The 18,868-nt window shown below is 73.5% G+C and carries 21 protein-coding genes; 8 read left to right on the top strand and 13 right to left on the bottom strand.

Going from position 1 to position 18,868, the window contains the following annotated elements; genetic code table 11:
* Window positions 1–29 precede the first annotated feature (29 nt).
* Window positions 30–1,274 (top strand): class I SAM-dependent methyltransferase, encoded by a 1,245-nt coding sequence (locus FSW04_RS14760; protein WP_146923756.1) that lies wholly within the window; start codon window positions 30–32, stop codon window positions 1,272–1,274.
* Window positions 1,275–1,302: 28 nt separating this feature from the next.
* On the opposite strand, the gene FSW04_RS14755 is transcribed toward FSW04_RS14760, so the two are convergent.
* Both FSW04_RS14755 and FSW04_RS14750 read right to left on the bottom strand, forming a co-directional pair.
* Window positions 1,303–1,653, bottom strand: coding sequence for a hypothetical protein (locus tag FSW04_RS14755; protein WP_146920542.1), 351 nt, complete (start codon window positions 1,651–1,653; stop codon window positions 1,303–1,305).
* 133 nt (window positions 1,654–1,786) lie between these two features.
* The gene (locus FSW04_RS14750) at window positions 1,787–2,755 is read right to left on the bottom strand and encodes an IS481 family transposase (protein ID WP_146915057.1); all 969 of its coding nucleotides are present in this window, start codon (window positions 2,753–2,755) and stop codon (window positions 1,787–1,789) included.
* A gap of 129 nt (window positions 2,756–2,884) precedes the next feature.
* Here FSW04_RS14750 and FSW04_RS14745 point away from each other — a divergent pair, with 129 nt between their 5' ends.
* The 4 genes from FSW04_RS14745 to FSW04_RS14730 all read left to right on the top strand — a co-directional run bounded on the left by FSW04_RS14745 (window position 2,885) and on the right by FSW04_RS14730 (window position 6,925).
* Window positions 2,885–3,223, top strand: coding sequence for a translation initiation factor (locus tag FSW04_RS14745; RefSeq protein WP_146920540.1), 339 nt, complete (start codon window positions 2,885–2,887; stop codon window positions 3,221–3,223).
* A gap of 96 nt (window positions 3,224–3,319) precedes the next feature.
* Window positions 3,320–3,712 (top strand): hypothetical protein, encoded by a 393-nt coding sequence (locus FSW04_RS14740; RefSeq protein ID WP_146920538.1) that lies wholly within the window; start codon window positions 3,320–3,322, stop codon window positions 3,710–3,712.
* Window positions 3,709–4,458 carry an RES domain-containing protein gene (locus FSW04_RS14735; protein WP_146920536.1) on the top strand — a complete coding sequence of 250 codons (750 nt, stop codon included), beginning with the start codon at window positions 3,709–3,711 and terminating at the stop codon, window positions 4,456–4,458. Before FSW04_RS14740 ends, FSW04_RS14735 begins: the two co-directional genes overlap by 4 nt.
* A gap of 109 nt (window positions 4,459–4,567) precedes the next feature.
* A complete protein-coding gene (locus tag FSW04_RS14730; protein WP_146920534.1) occupies window positions 4,568–6,925 on the top strand; it encodes an ATP-binding cassette domain-containing protein in 2,358 nt (785 codons plus the stop codon).
* Here FSW04_RS14730 and FSW04_RS14725 read toward each other — a convergent pair.
* The gene (locus FSW04_RS14725) at window positions 6,922–7,650 is read right to left on the bottom strand and encodes a helix-turn-helix domain-containing protein (RefSeq protein WP_187368791.1); all 729 of its coding nucleotides are present in this window, start codon (window positions 7,648–7,650) and stop codon (window positions 6,922–6,924) included. The two genes, FSW04_RS14730 and FSW04_RS14725, sit on opposite strands and share 4 nt — an antisense overlap.
* 137 nt (window positions 7,651–7,787) lie before the next feature.
* Between FSW04_RS14725 and FSW04_RS26100 the strand changes: the two genes are divergently transcribed.
* Entirely contained in the window at window positions 7,788–7,928 is a 141-nt protein-coding gene (locus FSW04_RS26100; protein ID WP_187368790.1) for a hypothetical protein, read from the top strand.
* Window positions 7,929–7,930: 2 nt separating this feature from the next.
* A complete protein-coding gene (locus FSW04_RS14720) occupies window positions 7,931–8,224 on the top strand; it encodes an STAS domain-containing protein (RefSeq protein ID WP_187368789.1) in 294 nt (97 codons plus the stop codon).
* 1 nt (window position 8,225) lies between these two features.
* Here the strand turns inward: FSW04_RS14720 and FSW04_RS14715 are convergent, their stop codons facing one another.
* The 7 genes from FSW04_RS14715 to FSW04_RS14685 all read right to left on the bottom strand — a co-directional run bounded on the left by FSW04_RS14715 (window position 8,226) and on the right by FSW04_RS14685 (window position 15,106).
* Entirely contained in the window at window positions 8,226–9,680 is a 1,455-nt protein-coding gene (locus FSW04_RS14715; protein WP_146920527.1) for a carboxypeptidase M32, read from the bottom strand.
* Window positions 9,681–9,697: 17 nt separating this feature from the next.
* Entirely contained in the window at window positions 9,698–10,099 is a 402-nt protein-coding gene (locus FSW04_RS14710) for a reverse transcriptase-like protein (protein WP_146920525.1), read from the bottom strand.
* Window positions 10,096–10,314: a hypothetical protein gene (locus FSW04_RS14705; protein ID WP_146920523.1), complete on the bottom strand. Its 219-nt coding sequence runs from the start codon at window positions 10,312–10,314 to the stop codon at window positions 10,096–10,098. The genes FSW04_RS14710 and FSW04_RS14705 overlap by 4 nt, the downstream gene beginning before the upstream one ends.
* 37 nt (window positions 10,315–10,351) lie before the next feature.
* Entirely contained in the window at window positions 10,352–11,134 is a 783-nt protein-coding gene (locus tag FSW04_RS26095; protein ID WP_187368788.1) for a hypothetical protein, read from the bottom strand.
* A 30-nt stretch (window positions 11,135–11,164) separates the two neighbouring features.
* Window positions 11,165–13,249, bottom strand: a complete 2,085-nt coding sequence (gene fusA, locus FSW04_RS14695) for an elongation factor G (protein ID WP_146920521.1) — start codon at window positions 13,247–13,249, stop codon at window positions 11,165–11,167.
* A 120-nt stretch (window positions 13,250–13,369) separates the two neighbouring features.
* A complete protein-coding gene (gene whiG, locus FSW04_RS14690) occupies window positions 13,370–14,152 on the bottom strand; it encodes an RNA polymerase sigma factor WhiG (RefSeq protein WP_146920519.1) in 783 nt (260 codons plus the stop codon).
* Between the two features lie 15 nt (window positions 14,153–14,167).
* Complete coding sequence (locus FSW04_RS14685; protein WP_146920517.1) at window positions 14,168–15,106, bottom strand: tyrosine recombinase; 939 nt, start codon at window positions 15,104–15,106, stop codon at window positions 14,168–14,170.
* Between FSW04_RS14685 and FSW04_RS14680 the strand changes: the two genes are divergently transcribed.
* Window positions 15,090–15,440 carry a hypothetical protein gene (locus FSW04_RS14680; protein ID WP_146920514.1) on the top strand — a complete coding sequence of 117 codons (351 nt, stop codon included), beginning with the start codon at window positions 15,090–15,092 and terminating at the stop codon, window positions 15,438–15,440. The genes FSW04_RS14685 and FSW04_RS14680 overlap by 17 nt on opposite strands.
* Here FSW04_RS14680 and FSW04_RS14675 read toward each other — a convergent pair.
* From FSW04_RS14675 to FSW04_RS14665, 3 genes are all read right to left on the bottom strand, one after another.
* On the bottom strand, window positions 15,437–16,486 hold the full coding sequence (locus tag FSW04_RS14675; protein WP_146920512.1) for a L,D-transpeptidase family protein: 1,050 nt from the start codon (window positions 16,484–16,486) through the stop codon (window positions 15,437–15,439). The genes FSW04_RS14680 and FSW04_RS14675 overlap by 4 nt on opposite strands.
* A 99-nt stretch (window positions 16,487–16,585) precedes the next feature.
* Window positions 16,586–17,893, bottom strand: a complete 1,308-nt coding sequence (locus tag FSW04_RS14670) for an NAD-dependent epimerase/dehydratase family protein (protein ID WP_146920510.1) — start codon at window positions 17,891–17,893, stop codon at window positions 16,586–16,588.
* Window positions 17,890–18,846 carry a lysophospholipid acyltransferase family protein gene (locus FSW04_RS14665; RefSeq protein WP_146920508.1) on the bottom strand — a complete coding sequence of 319 codons (957 nt, stop codon included), beginning with the start codon at window positions 18,844–18,846 and terminating at the stop codon, window positions 17,890–17,892. Before FSW04_RS14665 ends, FSW04_RS14670 begins: the two co-directional genes overlap by 4 nt.
* Window positions 18,847–18,868 lie beyond the last annotated feature (22 nt).

Below are 18,868 nucleotides of genomic sequence, written 5' to 3'. Positions count from 1 at the left end.
GGCCCGTCGCCGAAGCGGTCGCCGAGGTCCTGGCCGGCTTGGCCGACGGCCGCCTGGCCCGGCTGCCCGTCGCCGTGCGCTTCTGGGACGGCAGCACCCTGCCCGCCGCCGGCGCGCCCGACGCGCCCGTCGTCGTCGTGCGCGACCGCTCGGCGATCGCCCACATCCTGCACCGGCCCGACCAGCTCGGCCTGGCCCGGGCCTGGGTCGCGGGCACCCTGGACGCCGAGGGCGACCTGGAGACCGCGCTCGGCGCACGGGAGAACCTCACGGGCCTCACGCTGGGCACCCGCGAGCGCCTGGCGCTCCTGCGCGACGCGCTGCGCATCGCCGGGCCGCGCATCCTGCTGCCGCCGCCGGTGCCCGAGATCGAGGCCCGCGCCGCAGGCCGCCGGCACTCGCTGCGCCGCGACCGCCAGGCCATCCGCCACCACTACGACGTCTCCAACCGCTTCTACGAGCTGGTCCTGGGCCCGTCGATGGTCTACTCGTGCGCGTACTTCGCCGAGCCCGAGGAGGACCTCGAGTCCGCCCAGGAGCGCAAGCTGGAGGTCATCTGCCGCAAGCTCCGCCTGCAGCCGGGCGAGCGCCTGCTCGACGTCGGCTGCGGCTGGGGCTCGCTGCTGCTGCATGCCGCGCGCCACCACGGCGTGCACGGCGTGGGCGTGACGCTGTCCGAGCAGCAGGCCGTCATGGCCCGGCGCCGCATCGCCGAGGCAGGTCTCTCCGACCGCCTCGAGGTCCGCGTCTGCGACTACCGCGAGATCGCCGACGGGCCGTTCGACAAGATCGCCAGCGTCGGGATGTACGAACACGTCGGCCGCGACGAGCTGCACCGCTACGCGGCGATCCTGGAGGGGCTGCTGCGCCCCGGCGGGCTGGTCCTCAACCACGGCATCGCGCGCCTGGCCCCGCACGCCCCGGCGCCCGACCCGTTCATCACGCGCTACGTGTTCCCCGACGGCGAGCTGCACCCGGTGACCGACGTCATGGCCTCCATGCAGGCCGCGGGACTCGAGGTGCGCGACGTGGAGTCGCTGCGCGAGCACTACGCGCTGACGCTGCGCCGCTGGGTCGACAACCTGCTCGCCCACCGCGAGGAGGCGATCGGCGAGGTCGGCGCCCCGCGCGAGCGGGTGTGGCACATGTACATGCTCGGCTCGGCCATGGCCTTCGAGGAGCGCGAGATCACGATCTACCAGGTGCTCGCGGCGCGCGGCGGCGCCGCGCACGGCCTGCCGCTGGTGCGCGAGGGCGTGCCGGCCACGGGCTGACGGGACGCCACGGGGGGCGTCGGGGCGCTCAACACCAGGCGTCGGCCAGGGCGGACTCGTCCTCGACGAGCGCCTCACGCAGCAGGTGCAGCGTGCGCATGGTGCTCGGGCACAGGACGCGAAACGTCAGCCGCGAGGCGTCGGCCTGGCGCGCGACGAGCACGGCCCGCTGGCCGTCGGACAGGTCGCGCGACGCCCGGCAGCCGTGGTCGATGGCCGGGCCCGCCGAGGAGAACACCAGGGGCAGGATGTCGCAGACGCCGTCGGCGTCCACCACGGCGCACAGGTAGGCCGGGTTGCCGATGGTGCGCAGCTCCGAGCGAGCGGTCTCGATGAGCTGGAGGCATTGCTGCGGCGTTGGTGCGTGACCCGTTGACATGCCCATCGTGTCGGCCGCGTCACCCGGCGGACACGAGCCGCCCGCGGCCCGGATGCAACCCCCGTCGACATCCGGTCGGGGCGCGGACAGCGTGCTGCGACAGAGGGTCTGCGCGGACGAGCCTCGGCGCCCGCTAGCTGTTCTGCCTCAGGTCGTTCCGAACGCGGGTGATGGGCGGCCGGTTGCCGAGCGAGCTGTGGTTCCGCTCGTTGTTGTAGTGGTGCAGCCAGTGTGGCAGCGCTGCGGCTCTGGCGTCGCTTGAGCGGTAGCGCTGTCCCAGGCCCCATTCGCGTTTGAGGGTCTGCTGGTAGCGCTCGACCTTGCCGTTGTGGCGCGGCGTGCGGGGCGCGATCGTGCGATGCCGGATGCCGTGGCTGTCAAACAGGGCGGCCAGCGCCTTGTTGTGGGTGTAGGTCCAGGCGTTGTCGGTCTGCCAGCGCTCGATGATGATGCCGTGCGCAGCGAAGAACGCGATCGCCCGCTCGGTGAAGCCGATGACGGTGGCGGCCTTCTCGTCGCGGTGCAGCTCGGTGTAGGCCAGGCGGCTGTGGTCGTCGATCGCGCTGTGGGCGAACTCGTAGCCGACACGCTGGCGCTTCTCGGCGCCCGTGCGGTGACGGTTGCCGGTGACGGCATGGCCGGGTGAGGAGAACCGCGCGAAACGCTTGACGTCGTTTTGGATCAACGCCCCAGGGCACGGCCACTCAAAGCGCTGCACCGCCTCTCGGGGCGCCGGCGGCTGGCGCGACATGCCGCGCCGCTTCAGACAGCGCGAGACCGTCGCGTGCGCGATGCCGAGCTCGGAGGCGATCAGGCGCGGCCCCCAGCCCGTCCGCGTCCGCGCCTGGCAGACACGGTCGTGCAGCTCGTCGCTGGACCGCGTCGGCTGGCGATGCGGCGTCGAGGGTCGATCCTGCGCCCACGCGCCCGACGCTCGCTCGGCGTCTGAGGCGTTGCGGTACCGGTCGATCCAGTACTGCACCGTCGACACGCTCACCCGCCGACGGGCCGCTGCCTGGCGTCGAGGAAGTCCCTCGCCAAGACACCAATCAACCAGCTCGACACGCTGCCAGCTGGGCAGCCACCTACGCTTGCACTGCATCCGGGCTGATGACCTCCGAGGCCGTTGGATCCTTGAGAAGACCCACAGCCTCTGTCTCAGCCCGGATGCCTCAACTTCAGCCCTCAGACGTTCGGAACGTCCCGAGGCACGTCAGCTAGCGTCCCCGCCATGGCCGACCGCGATCGCCGCACCGTGTGGTCCAGCACCGACGGCGACCTGCGCCGAGCGCGCGACCCGCGCGCCCGGCCCGGCGCCGCGCCGGCCGCCGGCGGCCGGGTCAAGGTGCGCCGCGAGGTCGCCGGGCGCCGCGGCAAGGCCGTGACCACCGTATCGGGCGTGCCGCTGGCCGACGACGCGCTGCGCGAGCTGGCCGGCCGGCTCAAGAAGCGCTGCGGAGTCGGGGGCTCGGCCAAGGCGGGCGTCATCGAGCTGCAGGGCGACCACCGCGACGTCGTCGTCGAGCTCCTGCGCGCCGACGGCTACGACGTCGTGCTGGCCGGCGGCTGAGTTGGCGCGCCGGCTCGCGTGTGATCATGCGGTGATTCAGGTTGTGATTGCGTCTGGGATCGAGACGTCGTACGATCGGTGGCCAAGGAGATCGCCATGACCCTCGCCGAACACGCCCGCCCCGACCTCGAGGCCCACACCCACGCCACGCGCGCCCCGTTCGCGCAGGTGGCCGCGGAGCTGCGCGCCGTCCTCGGCGCCCGGCTGGTCGCCTACCTCGGCGGCGTGCGCGAGACCCGCGCGGTCCACGGCTGGGCCGAGGGCGAGCGCACGCCCGGCCAGGAGGTCCAGCAGCGCCTGCGGTTCGCGCTGCGCATCGCGCTGCCCATCGCGGCGGCCGACTCCGACGCGGTGGCCCAGGCGTGGTTCCAGGGGCTCAACCCCCAGCTCGACGACCGCTCCCCCGCGCGGCTGCTGCGCGACGGCGACCTCGAGGACGTCGGCCCGGCCGTGGTCGCGGCCTCGCGCGCGTTCCTCGTCGGGGGATGACGCCGGGGCTGCGGGCCGCGTCGCCGTCCGGGGAGCTCTACCGCGTCGGCCGCCGCCCGGACGCCTGGGCCTGGCCGGACTGGGCCTACGCGGGCCCGGACGGCACGTTCGGCAACCGCTACGACGATCCGCTCGGCGAGTACCGCGTGCTCTACGCCGCCGGCCGGCGGCGCGGCGCGTTCCTCGAGACGCTCGCCCGCTTCCGCGTGGACGTCGCCCTGGTGGCCGAGATGGAGGCCATCGAAGGCGATGAGCGCGACGGCCCGTTCCCGACGATCGCCCCGGGGCTCGTCCCCGACACCTGGACCGCGACGCGCTGCCTCGGCGTCGCCACGGCGCCGCCCGGACCCTTCGCCGACGTCGCGCACTCCGACTCGCTCGCCCACCTGCGCGTCGCGCTCGCCGCGCGGCTCGTGCACTACGGGCTCGACGACCTCGATGGCGGCGACGTGCGCCGCCGCACCCCTCGCGCGTTCACCCAGGACGTCTCCCGCCACGTGTTCGCGACGCCGGCCGACGAGCTGGGCCACCCGTTCGCCGGGCTGCGCTACCCCTCGCGCCTGGGCGACGAGCTCGTCAACTGGGCGATCTTCGAGGGCGGCCCTCCGGTCACCGTCGTGCACCGCGGCCAGGCCATCGCCGCGCAGGACCCCGCCCTGCAGGACGCCCTGCGCACGCTGGACCTGCGTCTGCACCCCGCGGCGCGCCTGACCCTCGCCCCGCCGGCCCTGGGGCCCGGCGCATGAGCGCGGCGCCCCGATCCGGCGCGCAGCGCCGCCGCGACACCGAGTGCCGGCTGACCGGCCGCGAGCTCCTGCGCGACGGCTGCCGGCTCGCCGACGCCGAGGAGGCCCGATGAGCGCGCACGCCGCCGACCGCCACGACCGCATCCGCGTGCTCGGCGCGCGCGTCAACACGCTGAAGGACATCAGCGTCGAGCTGCCCAAGCGCCGGCTGACCGTCTTCACCGGCGTCTCGGGCTCGGGGAAGAGCTCGCTGGTGTTCGGGACGATCGCCGCCGAGTCCCAGCGGCTGATCAACGAGACCTACAGCGCGTTCGTGCAGGGCTTCATGCCCACGACCGCGCGGCCCGAGGTCGACGTGCTCGACGGGCTGACGACGGCGATCAGCGTCGGCCAGGAGCGGTTGGGGAGTGACCCCCGATCCACCGTGGGCACCGTCACCGACGCCGACGCGATGTTGCGCATCCTGTTCAGCCGGATCGCGACGCCGTCCCTCGGCCCGCCGGGCGCCTACTCCTTCAACGTGGCCTCCGTCCACGGCAGCGGCGGGATCACCGTGCAGCGCGGCGACCGGACGCGGACCGAGAAGGCGAGCTTCTGCCGCACCGGCGGCATGTGCCCGCGCTGCGAGGGCCGCGGCGCGGTCAACGACGTCGACCTCTCGGCGCTCTACGACGAGGACAAGTCGCTCGACGACGGCGCGCTGACGATCCCCGGCTACAGCATGGACGGCTGGTACGGCCGGATCTTCCGCGGCTGCGGCTTCTTCGACCCGGCCAAGCCGATCAAGGCCTACACCAGGCGCGAGCGCCACGACCTGCTGTACCGCGAGCCGACGAAGATCAAGGTCGACGGCATCAACCTGACCTACGCCGGGCTGATCCCGTCGATCCAGAGGTCCATGGTGTCCAAGGACCTCGACGCGCTGCAGCCCCACGTCCGCGCCTTCGTGGAGCGCGCGGTGGTCTTCACGACCTGCCCCGACTGCGACGGCACCCGGCTGAGCGAGGCGACGCGGGCCTCGACGATCGGCGGCGTCAGCATCGCCGACGCCTCGGCCATGCAGATCACCGACCTGGCGGCGTGGGTGGACGGCCTCGACGAGCCGTCGGTCGCGCCGCTGCTGCAGGCCCTGCACGCAACGCTCGGCTCGTTCGTCGAGATCGGGCTGGGCTACCTGTCGCTGGACCGGCCGTCCGGCACCCTGTCGGGCGGCGAGGCGCAGCGGACGCGGATGATCCGCCACCTCGGATCGTCGCTGACCGACGTCACCTACGTCTTCGACGAGCCGACGATCGGGCTGCACCCCCACGACATCCAGCGGATGAACGCGCTGCTGCTGGCGCTGCGCGACAAGGGCAACACGGTGCTCGTCGTCGAGCACAAGCCGGAGACGATCGCCATCGCCGACCACGTGGTCGACCTCGGCCCGGGCGCCGGCGCGCAGGGCGGCGAGGTGACCTTCGAGGGCACGGTGGACGCGCTGCGCGCGAGCGCCACGGTCACCGGGCGCCACCTCGACGACCGGGCCGCGCTGAAGCCGGCGGTGCGGACGGGCTCGGGCGCGCTGGAGGTCCGTGGCGCGGACACCAACAACCTCCAGGACGTCGACGTCGACATCCCGCTCGGCGTGCTCGTCGTGCTGACCGGCGTGGCCGGCTCGGGCAAGAGCTCGCTCATCCGTGGCTCGGTCGCCGGGCGCGACGGCGTGGTGACCGTCGACCAGGGCGTGATCCGCGGCTCGCGCCGCAGCAACCCGGCGACCTACACGGGGCTGCTGGACCCGATCCGCAAGGCGTTCGCCAAGGCCAACGGCGTCAAGCCGGCGCTGTTCAGCGCCAACTCGGAGGGTGCCTGCCCCGCCTGCAACGGCGCCGGGGTGGTCTACACCGACCTCGGCATGATGGCCGGCGTCGCCGTCACCTGCGAGGAGTGCGAGGGCCGGCGCTTCGACGCGTCGGTGCTCGAGTACACGTTCGGCGGCCGGGACATCGACGAGGTGCTCGCGATGGCGGTCGACGAGGCCGCGGCGTTCTTCGCCGACGGCGCGGGCCGGGTGCCCGCGGCGCATCGGATCCTCGAGCGGCTCGCCGCCGTCGGCCTCGGCTACCTGACGATCGGCCAGCCGCTGACGACGCTGTCGGGCGGCGAGCGCCAGCGGCTCCGGCTGGCGAGCCACATGGCCGGCACGGGCGAGGTCTACGTCCTCGACGAGCCGACCAGCGGCCTGCACCTGGCCGACGTGCGCCACCTGCTCGGCCTCCTGGACCGGCTCGTGGACGGCGGCACGTCGGTCGTCGTCGTCGAGCACCACCAGGCGGTCATGGCGCACGCCGACTGGATCATCGACCTCGGCCCCGGCGCCGGCCACGACGGCGGCCGGGTCGTCTTCGAGGGCACGCCGGCCGACCTGGTCGCCGCGCGGTCGACGCTCACCGGCCAGCACCTGGCGGCCTACGTCGGCGGCTAGGTCAGCGCGGCGGCCAGGCGGTGATGGCGCAGCTGGTCGGGAGGCGCCCCGTGCAGCACCCAGTCGCCGTCGTCGCGGCGTGAGACCAGGCCCTCGCGCACGAGGTCGCCCATGGCGGTCGTCACGCTCGGCCGGTGGGCGCCGACGAGCATCGCCAGGCGCTCGTGGCCGAGCGGCAGCGGCACGACCAGGCCCTCGGGCGCGACGCGGCCCCAGCGCTCGGCCAGGTGCCAGAGCGTCAGGCGCAGGCGGTCGTCGACGCGCTGGTGATGGCTGATGGCCAGCGCGACGGCCAGCGCGTGAGCGCGCCGGATCCCGCGGGCGAACAGCTCGACGCCGAGCTGCGGGAACGGCGCGAGGCGCTGGACCAGCGCGTGGTCGAGCACGGCCAGGCGGGCGGCCTCGAGCACCTCCCAGCCCACCTCGGCCTGCACGTGGGAGCCCTCGGGGTCCCACTGCCACGGGCGCATGACGTCGCCGTGGCCCAGCAGCTCGCAGCAGCGGCGACCCATCACGTCGACCTCGCGGGCCAGCAGGCCGTCGACGATGAGGAAGCCGCGGTGGTGCTGCTCGGGCTCCATCGCCGCCGCGGCGTCCCAGGCGCCCGGGCTCAGGCGCTGCACCCGCGTGCGCGCCGCGGGACGGGCGCGCTCCCGCGTGGCCTCGTCCAGGCCCTCCGCGAAGTCCGGGTCGGCGTCGAGCAGGCTGATGACAGCGCCGGGCACGGGTTCGGGTGTACCCATCTCGCCGCCGCGAAACGTCCGCATCCAGACGTCGACATCCCAACGGGTCCGCTCGCCGCCCGTCCCGTCCCCCGCCACGGTGTGCCGACCCGATCACCCGGACCCCTCGGAGGCTCCACATGTTGTGGCTCATCATCGGCATCGTCCTGCTCGTCATCGCGATCGCCGGCGGCACGATCGTCCACCCGATCCTGTTCGCCATCGCGATCCTGGCCCTGCTGGCCTTCCTCGCCCACGGCCGCGGCCGAGCGGTCCTGTGAGCGTGACGTCGCGCGTCGAGCACGTCGCGCTGTCCGGGGAGCTGGACCCCGTCGGGTCGCCGGGCGTGCTGCGGGCGGTGCGCCGCGCGATCCGCGGCGGCGCCGACGCCGTGGTCCTGCACCTCGAGGCCGTGACGTTCATCGACTCGTCGGGGCTGCGGGCGCTGCTGGGCGCCACCGACGCCGCCGACGCCGCCGGCGTGCAGCTCCTCATCCTGCCGGGTACCCAGCGCGTCATGGACGTCGTGGAGGCGGCCCGGCTGACGGGCCGCCTGCCGTTCGTCGGCCTGCCCTGAGTCAGACCAGGGTGCGCACGTGGCGCAGGAACGGCTCGACGTCCAGGCCGCGCCCCGTCGCCTGCTCCACGAGCGGCTCGGTGTCCAGGCGCCGCCCGTGGCGGTGGACGTGCTCGCCGAGCCAGTGGCGGACCGCCGTGACCTCGCCGACGGCCAGCGCGTCGTCCTGGGGCCCGAGGTCGGACTCGAGCTGCTCCCAGAGCTGGGCGGCGATGATCGCCCCCATCGCGTAGCTGGGGAAGTAGCCGAACGCTCCGGAGCCCCAGTGGACGTCCTGCAGCACGCCGCTGGCGTCGTCGGGCGCCTCGACGCCGAGCAGCCGCTGCAGGCGGTCCTGCCAGGCCGCGGGCAGGTCGGCGATGTCCAGCGTGCCCTCCACGAGCGCGACCTCGAGCTCGAAGCGCAGCACGATGTGCAGCGGGTAGGTCACGGGGTCGGCCGCGACGCGGATGAGCGACGGGCGCACGTCGACCAGGGCGGCCCGCAGGACCTCGGGGTCGCAGACCATGCCCGCGCGCTCGAGCTCGTCGACCAGGACCGCGGTGAACGCGGGGTGGCGCCCGACGTGGTTCTCCCACAGCTTGCTCTGGGACTCATGCACCGACATCGACGTGCCGTGGCCGAGGTTGGTCCGCGCAAGCTCGGGGGCGATCTGGCGCTCGTAGAGCCCGTGGCCGAACTCGTGCAGCGCCGCGACGACGGACTCCAGCCGGCCGTCCTCGTAGCGGGTCGTCAGGCGCGTGTCCTGCGGCCCGATCGAGGCCGAGAACGGGTGCGCCGCGGTGTCCAGCCGCCAGCCCTCGTCGTCGACGCCGACCCGGGCCAGCACCCCGCGCACCATGGCCTGCTGGACCTCGACGGGGATGCTCAGCCCGACCGGGTCGGTGCGCCGCACGTCCGCGGCCCGGGCGACGATCGGCGGAAGCTCGGTCGCCAGGCGCCCGAAGATCTCGCGGATGCGCTGCGCCGTCAGCCCGAAGTCGTAGTCGCCCAGCAGCGCGTCGTAGGGGCTGCCGCCGCCGTCCAGGCACGCCGCATACTCGCGCGCGAGCTCGACGTTGCGCCGCAGGGCCGGGACGAACGCGGCGAAGTCGGACTCCGCACGGGCGGCCTGCCAGACCGCCTGGCCCTCGGCCGCAGCCTGGGCCAGCTCGGAGGCCAGCTCGCCGGGCACGCGCCGCGCGCGGTCCCAGTCGCGGCGGGCGATGCGCACGATGTCGCGGTCCAGGTCGTCCAGCTCGCCCGCACGGCCCTCGAGCTCCTCGAGCCAGCCGCCGACCTCATCGGCCGTGCCGCGGTCGTGAGCCAGGCGCTGCAGCGTCGCCATCTGGCGCGCCCGCCCCGCGGCCCCGCCGGGCGGCATCATCGCGCGCTGGTCCCAGGCGGCCAGCATCCCGAGGGCGGACAGGTCGGCCAGCTCGGCGAGCCGGGCGCGGAGCGACTGCAGGGCGCGCATGGCGCCCACCCTACGGATCAGCGCGCCGCGTCGAGCGCCTGGTTGACCAGCGCGTCGGCGTCGGCGTTGCGGGCCCGCGGGACGGTGCGGACGGTCCACGCGTCGAAGGCCCCGAGGGCGCGCAGGGCCTCCTCGTGCAGGGCCCGCATGGCCGGGTGCTTGACCTTGTACTCGCCATTGACCTGCTTGGCGATGAGCTCGGCGTCGTTGACGACCTCGACCTCCGTGGCGCCCAGCGCCCGCGCCCGGGCCAGGCCGAGCAGCAGGCCCCGGTACTCGGCCACGTTGTTGGTGGTCTCGCCGAGCGTCTCGGTCGCCTCGTCGACCACCGTGCCCGTCGCGTCGGAGAGCACCGCGGCCGCGGCCGCCGGCCCCGGGTTGCCGCGGGCCCCGCCGTCGACGTGGACGACGAGCTTCACTCCGGGTCGAGCTGGGGGAACTCGCCCACGACGCGCGAGCGGCGCCGGTCGCGGACCTCGCGGCGGTGGGTGCTCGCCTCGTCGCCGTCGACCGACCGGCGCTCGGAACGGCGGCGGTCGATGATCACCTCGACGTTGGGATCGTCGGCGTAGTAGCTCGCGAGCCGGTCGTAGAGCTCGGGCGCCAGCTCCTCGGGCACCACGCAGAAGATCATCGATCGAGGGTCCGGGCGGTCATCGGCGGGCGGGACACTAGGCGAGGGACGCCGCCGGGTGCAACCGGCCCTGCTCGTCGGCCGCGGCGTTCGCGGTCTGCTCGATCTCGTCGAGCTCGGAGAGCTCCGAGCCCTGGGTGGTCACGCGGACGCCCGCGGCCTCGTTGCCGAGGTCGACCTCGAAGCGGTACCAGGACAGCTCCCAGGCGACGACGATCGTCACGACGCTGCCCTCGGTACGCGACGGCCGGGCGCTGACGATCGGCGCGCCGAGCGAGCGCGCCACGCCGGCGACCGTGCGGATCTGCTGGGAGCCGTTGAAGAGCTCGAGCGCGCGCGCGACCTTCAGCTCGGCGTTGGTCGGCACGCCGCGGACCGAGCGCGACTCGTAGAGCGTGTGGTCGGCCGGCTCGTGATGGTGGGCGGGCGTGGGCGGGGCGCGCAGCGGCTCGGGCTCGGGCTCGGGCAGCGGCGGGGGCTCGTCGGGCGCGTCGTGGCGGCCGGCGCCGGGCGCCGGCCAGCGGCCGCCGGGCTCGCGGACGGCCGGCGCGTCGGGCGCCCCGTCGCCGCGGCGCCCGGAGCGCAGCCGCGAGAGCAGGGAGCCGCCGCGCCGGCGCTGGTCGCGCCCGCGCGAGACGATGTCGTCCAGGCCCTCGCGGATCCAGCCCTCGTGGACGGCGCGGCCCGTGCAGAGGTCGCACACGTTGCGCCGCGAGCCGCCCGAGAGGAAGACGTCGGCGCTCTCCCCGCGCAGCAGCGTTCGGCCGCACACGTCACAGGCGACGATCGGGGGGTTCGTGGTGATCGACTTGCGGGTCAAGCCGCCGCCGAGACTAGCAATGCGCCTGTCCTAGACCGCGGCCTCCTCCTCGGCGGTGATCTTGGCGACCACCTTTGAGGCGAGATGGGCGGGCACCTCCTCGTAGCGGGCGAACTCCATCGTGTAGTCGCCCTGCCCGCCGGTGAGCGCGCGCAGGTCCGGCGCGTAGGTGAGCATCTCGGCCATCGGCACCTCGGCCTTGACCTCGGTCATGCCGGAGGCGACGGGCTCCATGCCCTGCGGGCGGCCGCGGCGCGAGTTGAGGTCGCCGATGACGTCACCGACGGAGTCCTCGGGCACCGACAGCGTGACGGTCATGATCGGCTCGAGGAGGACCGCTCCCGCGTCGGCCATCGCCTGTCGCATGGCCAGCGAGCCCGCGGTCTTGAACGCGTGCTCGGAGGAGTCGACCGTGTGGTAGCTGCCGTCGAACAGCCGCACGCGCACGCCCTTGACCGGGTAGCCGGCCACCGGGCCGTGGGCCATGGCCTCCAGGACGCCCTTCTCGACGGCGGGGATGAAGCCCTGCGGGATCACGCCGCCCTTGATCGCGTCGACGAACTCGAAGTCCGCCGTGGCGGCGTCGTGCTCGAGCGGCTCGATCTCGATGTGGCAGTCGCCGAACTGGCCGCGGCCGCCGGTCTGCTTCTTGTGGCGGCCGTGGGCCTTGGCCGGCCGGCGGATCGTCTCCTGGTAGGGGACGCGCGGCGGCTTGAGCGTGACCTCGGCGCCGAAGCGCGAGTGCAGGCGGTCCACGAGGACCTCGACGTGCATCTGCGACAGGCCGGCGACGATCTGCTCGCCCGTCTGCTGGTCGCGGTGCAGGTCGATCGTGGGGTCCTCCTCCTGCAGGCGGCGCAGGGCGGTGAACACCTTGTCCTCGTCGCCCTTGGTCTTGGGCTCCATCGCGAAGGCCATGACGGGCGCGGGCAGCTTGATCGCCGGCATGGCGATCGGCTCGTCGCGCGAGGCCAGCCAGTCGCCCGCCCGGGTCTCCTTGAGCTTGGCCACGGCGCCGATGTCGCCGGGCCCGAACTCGTCGACCGTCTCGGTCTCCTTGCCGCAGAAGCGGATGAGCTGGCCGATGCGCTCCTTGCCGTGCTGGCGGGTGTTGAGGACGTGGCTGTCGTGCTCCAGGACGCCCTGGTAGACGCGGAACAGGTTGATGCGCCCGGCGAACGGGTCGGCGCGCGTCTTGAAGACGTAGGCGAACAGCTCCTTGTCCTCGACGGGCTCGAGCGCGACGTGGTCGGTGACGTCCATGACGCCGTGCTTGACCGGCGACGGGAGGTCCTCGACGATCGCGTCCAGCAGCCGGTTCGTGCCGAGGTTGCGCGTGGCGACGCCGCAGGTCACGGGGAAGATGCCGCCGTGGTTCGTGCCGTCCTTCAGCGCGGCGACGATCTCGTCGTGGGCGATCTCGTCGCCCTCGAGGTAGCGCTCCATGAGCGTGTCGCTGACCTCGGCGACCTCGTCCATGAGGTTCTCGCGGAACTCCTCGGCCTGGGCCTGCAGCTCCTCGGGGATCGGGATCTCGCGGCAGTTCTCGCGCGAGGCGTCGGAGTACTCGTAGGCCTTCATGTCGACGAGGTCGATGAGGCCCGTGACCTCGTGCTCGCTGCCGATGGGGATCTCGGTGGCCACCACGTGGGGCCCGAAGGCCGCCTTGAGCGAGTCGAGGGTGCGGAAGAAGTCGGCCCGCTCGCGGTCGAGCATGTTGACGAAGATCAGGCGGGCGAGGTCCAGCTCGGAGGCGCGCTCCCACAGCCGGATCGTGGAGACCTCGGCGCCCATGACCGCGTTGACCACGAAGACGGCCGACTCGCAGACGCGCAGGGCGCCGAGCGCGTCGGCGACGAAGCTGGGCTCGCCGGGGGTGTCGAGCAGGTTGATGCGCCGGTCCTGCCACTCGAACGAGTTCAGGGCGGCGCCGATGGACATCCCGCGCGCCTGCTCGTCGGGGTCGGCGTCCGACAGGGACGTCCCGTCGGCGACGCTGCCGAGTCGGTTCGTGGCCCGCGCCTGGTAGAGCAGCGCCTCGAACAGCGAGGTCTTCCCACTGCCGCGGTGACCGACGAGGGCCACGTTGCGGATGCGGTCCGCAGCCTTGTGCATGCCCAGGCTCCTTTCCTCGGGACCGCACCGCCTGGGCCTCGCTCAGGCTTGCCGCGGCCTGATGTTCGGAAGCCGCGACCCTAGCGCCGATCGGCACGAGGTCGCAAGGCCGGCCCGGGGTCAGTGCTGCTCGGACTCGATGAGCCGCGAGCGCAGGCGCAGCACGGCCTTGGTGTGCAGCTGGGAGATGCGCGACTCGGTGACGCCGAGGACCTCGCCGATCTCCCGGAGCGTCAGGTTCTCGTAGTAGTAGAGGGCCACGACCAGCTTCTCGCGCTCGGGCAGCCGCGCGATCGCGTCGGCCACCCGGTCCTTGAGGTCGGTCTGGTCCATGACGTCGGCGGGATCCGGCGCGCTGTCGTCGGTCAGCGTGTCCAGCAGGGAGACGGCGTCCCCCGAGCTGTCGCCGACCGTCCAGAGCTCGTCCAGCGCCGCGACCGACGAGTTGGAGATCTGCAGCAGCGACTCCTGGAACTCCTCGACGGTGACCTTCAGCTCGGCCGACATCTCCTCGTCGGTCGGGGCGCGCTGGAGCTGGTGCTCGAGCTTCGTGTTGGCGCGTTCGATCTCACGCGCCTTGGCGCGCACGGACCGCGGCACCCAGTCCAGGGACCGCAGCTCGTCGATGATCGCGCCCTTGATGCGCGTGATCGCGTAGGTCTCGAACTTGATCTCGCGCTCGAGGTCGAAGCGCTCGATCGCCGAGATCAGGCCGACGAGGCCGTAGGAGATGAGGTCGGCCTCCTCGACGTGGGCGGGCAGCCCCGAGGCCATCCGGCCCGCGACGTACTTGACCAGCGGCGAGTAGGCGACGACGAGTCGCTCGCGCGCGGCGGTGTCGCCGTTGGTCTTGTAACGGCGCCACAGGTCTCGCAGCTCGATGGCCTTGACGTTGGTCTCCATCCCGTTCCCTGGCCGTCAAGCCCTCGGATGCGCACGCGCATACGCCGACTTGAGCCTCGCGGACTCTACCCGAGTGTAGATCTGCGTCGTGGAGATGCTGCTGTGCCCGAGCAGCTCCTGGATCACCCGCAGGTCGGCGCCGCCGTCGAGCAGGTGGGTGGCGAACGAGTGGCGCAGGGCGTGCGGATGGACGCCGCCCTGCAGCGCGGCGCGCCGGCCCCACACCCGCAGGCGGCGCCGGATGTCCGAGGTCGACAGTCTGCGCCCGGACTTCGAGAGGAACAGCGCGGTCTCGGCCCGGTCGGTCTCCAGGGTCGGCCGGGCGCGCTCGACGTAGCGCGTCAGGGCGCGGACCGCCGGCTCCCCCACGGGCACGATCCGCGTCTTGCCGCCCTTGCCCTCGACCCGGACCTCCTCGGCATCGAAGTCCAGCGACCCGGCGTCGAGGTTGACGAGCTCCTCGGCCCGCAGGCCGCAGGCGTAGGCCAGCTCGAACAGCGCGCGGTCGCGCACGTCCAGCGGCGTGGTGGCCGGGATGCGGTCCAGCAGCGCGGCGACCTCGTCGGCCTTGAGCACGTGCGGCAGCTTCTGGGGCCGCTTGGGCGCGGGGACCAGGTCGGCCGGGCTGGCGGCGAGGTGGCCGTGCTCGCGCAGCGTCCGGTACAGCGAGCGCAGGGCCGCCAGCTTGCGCGCCACGGTGGCGGCGACGACGTCGCGCTCGCCCAGCGCAGCCGCGTAGCGGCGCAGGACGCGCGTGGAGACCTGCGCCGGGTCGAGGCCCTGGGTCGTGCACCAGAGCGCGAACTGCGTGCAGTCGAAGCCGTAGGCGCGCCGCGTGCGCGCGGCCGCCCCCCGACGCGCCAGATCGGCGTCGAAGAGCGCCAGCGCCTCGCGCCAGGCCGCGCTGGGCTCCAGGCGGGGTCTATCCTCGGTGGGCGTGGGACTGTTCTTCATCGACACGCAGAGCGGGCAGGTCGCGACGCATCAGCAGCTCATGGACGCGGGCGTGGCCGAGCGCAACGAGCTGCCGCCGCGGCCGTGGCACAAGGTGCAGGGCTCGGACGGCGCCTCGACGCTCTGGTACGCGGTGCTGCGGAAGCGGACGCATGGGATCTTCATCGGCTCGCTGGTCTTTCGCCACTCCGACCACCATGCCTCCCTGCTGGCCGACGGCTGGGAGGAGGTCCCGCTGCAGGAGATCCGCGCCGACCCCCACAGCGGGCCGCCGACCGAGATCGCCCCGGGCCCGTTCACCGAGAGCGGGGCCGTCGTCACCGACGACGACTAGGCGATGTAGATCGGGGCGCCGACGGGGACCTGCGGGTACAGGTCCTCGACGTCGGGGATCCGCATGCGCACGCAGCCGTGCGACGCCGCGTGCCCGATCGAGCCGTACTCGCTGGGGTCGATGCCGTGGATGCCGGCGCCGTCGAAGATGCCCAGCCAGCGGGCCTTGAGCGGGTTGGCGGGGTCGCCGCCGGGCACGACCTCGCCGCGCTGGTCCTTCGGGACCCAGTCGGAGTTCGGCTTGGTCCAGGCGGGGTTCACCGCCTTGTTCTGGATGTGGTACAGCCCTGCCGGGGTCTCGCGGCCCACGGCGCCGATGGCGACGGAGTAGCTCTTGACCTCCTTCAGGCGCTTGTACAGCTTGAGCTTGAAGTCGGCGCGGTCGACGATGAGCGCCGTGCCGTACTGCTCGGCGAGCTGGTCCGTGGTGACCTTGGGCGCCACGTGGTGGGTCACCGCGCTGAAGCGGCGCGACGCGGTCGGCGACGCCAGCGCGGCCTTGATCCGGCGGTGCAGGCCCGAGGCGTCGACGGCCAGGCCGTCGCGGCTGGGCGTGGTCTGCAGGCCGGCCGCCGAGAACTTGACGGTGGCGTTGATCGACGGCCGGTTCGTCGCCGTGCGCACCCGGTCCAGCAGCCGGATGACCGCGGCGTCGGAGAACGTGACCTGGGGCTGCAGGTGGGCGTCGACCGAGCCGCCGGTGATCCCGCGGACCGTCCGCTGCAGGATGTTGCCCGTCCGGCTGCGGGCCAGGGCATCCTCCACGGTGGCGTCGAGGTTCGTGGTGACGCGGGCCTCGCGCGCGGTCAGGCGCCAGCGCTGGCGCCCGTGGTCGACGACGATCGTCCGCTGCAGCGGCTCGAGGATGGCGCGCCGGAGCTTGGCCGTCGCCTCCGCGCGGTGCAGGCCCCCGACGTCGACGCCGCCGACGGTGACGCCCTTGGCGATCGTGTCCCGGTGGCCGTGGTCGTAGACGATCGTGCCGACAGCGGCGACGACGAGGACCGCGAGCAGCGCGGAGAAGGCGATGAGGACTCTGGAGCGCACGGGGAGGGGCGACCGACGGGCGGATCTCCAGGGTAGCCCAGCCCGCGGCGGCCAAGAACCCCTGCAAGGCCCGCTGCCACCCGATGGGGCGGGACGGGATCAGCCCGCGGCGGTCGCGGGGCGCGCGAGGAGCCGATCGATGGCGCCAAGGACGCTCTGGCGCGCGGCGCCCTGCGCCTCGTGGGCGCGCAGTGCGGTCAGCCCGGCGCGGTCCATGGACGGCAGCAGGCCGATGATCTCCTTGGCCGTCAGCCCGGCGTAGCCGGCGGTCGAGGGTGCCGGCGCCGGCGGCGCGATGGCGGCCGGCGGCCCCGCCGAGCGATCCCCGGGCGCCGTGTTGGCCGGGACCGGCGTGGGCCGCACGTTGGGCTGGCGCACGCTCGGGCTGAAGCGCAGGAACTCCTCGACGGCGGCCTCGTAGCGGTAGGCGCTGCCGCCCCCGCCGCGCAGGATCGGCTCCAGGGTCTGCTGCTCGCGCAGGCGCAGCACGGTCTCGCGCGTCGTCGAGCCGTAGCGGTAGCCCGTGGCCTTGAAGCGGCGGTTGTCCAGCGCGCGGCCGAAGCGCAGCTGGGGCAGCATCTCGGGGTACAGCGGCACGCCGGCGCGCCGCAGCGCGGCGACGGCGGGCCCCGTCCCCCACGGCGGCAGCACCGGGACCATCGACTTGCCGAGCAGGTCGATGACCTCCGAGAGCGCGAGCACGCCGTCGGCCGCGCAGTTGAACACCCCGTCGAGGTCGTGGCGCACGGCGTGCTCGAGGCAGTCGGCCATGTCGTCCTCGTGCAGGAACTGACAGCGCGGGTCGAACCCGAGGATCGTCGGGATCACCGGCATGCCGAGGTAGGCCTGCCAGGACGTGCGCAGGTCCGGGCCCAGGGCGTTGGTGAACCGCAGGACGGTCACGGTCGTGGCGGGGTTCTTGACGCGGAAGTCCTCCACCCCGGCCTCGGCCTCGACGATGTCACGCTCGATCGCCGTGCGCGGCGGGTGCGGGCGGCGCATGTCCTCGGTGAAGTAGGCCGGGTCGTCCTGCTCGGCGCCGTACCAGCGCGCGCTGGACTTGAACACCAGCTTGCGCACCGGCGAGCCCGCCCCGCCACAGGCCGCGAGCACGTTCATCGTCCCGATGACGTTGTTCTCGTGGGCGCGGGCGCGGCTGGTGACGATGGAGTCCACGACGAGCCGCGTGTCGACCACCGTGTCGATCTCGGCCGCGTCGACGATGCGGCGGATGAGCGAGTGGGCGTCGGAGACCTGGACGAACTCCGTGCGCTCCAGCGCCAGCTTGGGCGGCGTGCGGTCGATCCCGATGATCGTCTCGATCGCCGGGTCCTGCTCGAGAGCCTGGGCCAGCCGCGCGCCCCAGTAGGTCGACAGGCCGGTGATGAGGATCCGCCGCGACGTCATCCGAACCAGACCGAGCGCCGCTTGCCGAGCATGTCCAGCAGCTGCTCCTGGATCGTGGCCCGGATGTCGTGGGACATCGTCTGCACGAGGGCCCGGTCCTCCCAGGGCTCGTCGCCGAGGTCGTCGGTCGGCACGGGCGCCAGGAAGCGGATCTTGAACTTGGCGGGGAGGTAGCCGGCGGCGCCGAGCAGGCCGAGATGCGGGAACGCCGGGGTCACGGGGAAGTAGATGAGCCCGGTGAGCTTCTGCAGCGCGCGGACGTGGGCGAAGATCGGCTGGGCCTCCTCGGCGCCGACGACCGCCACCGGGACGATCGGCGCGCGCGCCCGCATCGCCGCCTGCACGAAGCCGCCGCGGCCGAAGCGCCGCAGCCGGTAGCGGTCCTTGTAGAGCTTCTCGGTGCCCTTGCGGCCCTCGGGGAACACGAGCACGAGCTGCTGCTCATCGGCCAGCAGCCGGTGGACGTTGGCCGGGTGGGCGGGCACGCCGCCGATCTTGGGGACCAGCATCGACAGCCCGGGGTAGCCCTTGAAGAAGTGCTCGACCGTGAGGTGCACGGGCCGCGGGTGGGGGTGCTCCTCCTTGATCGCCTTGGCGATCATCGGCGCGTCGGGCGGCAGCGCGCCGGAGTGGTTGGAGACCAGCAGCGCGCCGCCCTCGGCGGGCACGTGCTCGATGCCCTCCACCTCGCACCGGAACCACAGCTTGTAGAAGAACTCGTAGAGCGTGCGGTCGACGAAGCCCTCGACGCGCTCCGAGCGCCCCCAGTCGGTGACCTGGCGCTCGGGCTCGATCGCCGGCAGGTAGGGTCGCAGGTCCGGGCCTCGGGCCTGCAGGCCGTGGCCCGGCCCGGCCTCCCGTGCCTCGTCGCCGAGCGCGAGCGCGTCGTCGCGGTCCTCGGGCGCGGGGCCCCGGGCGTCGGGGCGCAGGGTGCTGCGGATGTCGTCGGCCATCCCCGGGAGAGTCTCCGAGGGA

Source organism: Baekduia soli (assembly GCF_007970665.1).
GTDB classification, from domain to species: Bacteria; Actinomycetota; Thermoleophilia; order Solirubrobacterales; family Solirubrobacteraceae; genus Baekduia; species Baekduia soli.
The sequence above is the reverse complement of the archived record's forward strand: the minus strand, read 5'-3'. Positions and strand labels throughout refer to the sequence as shown.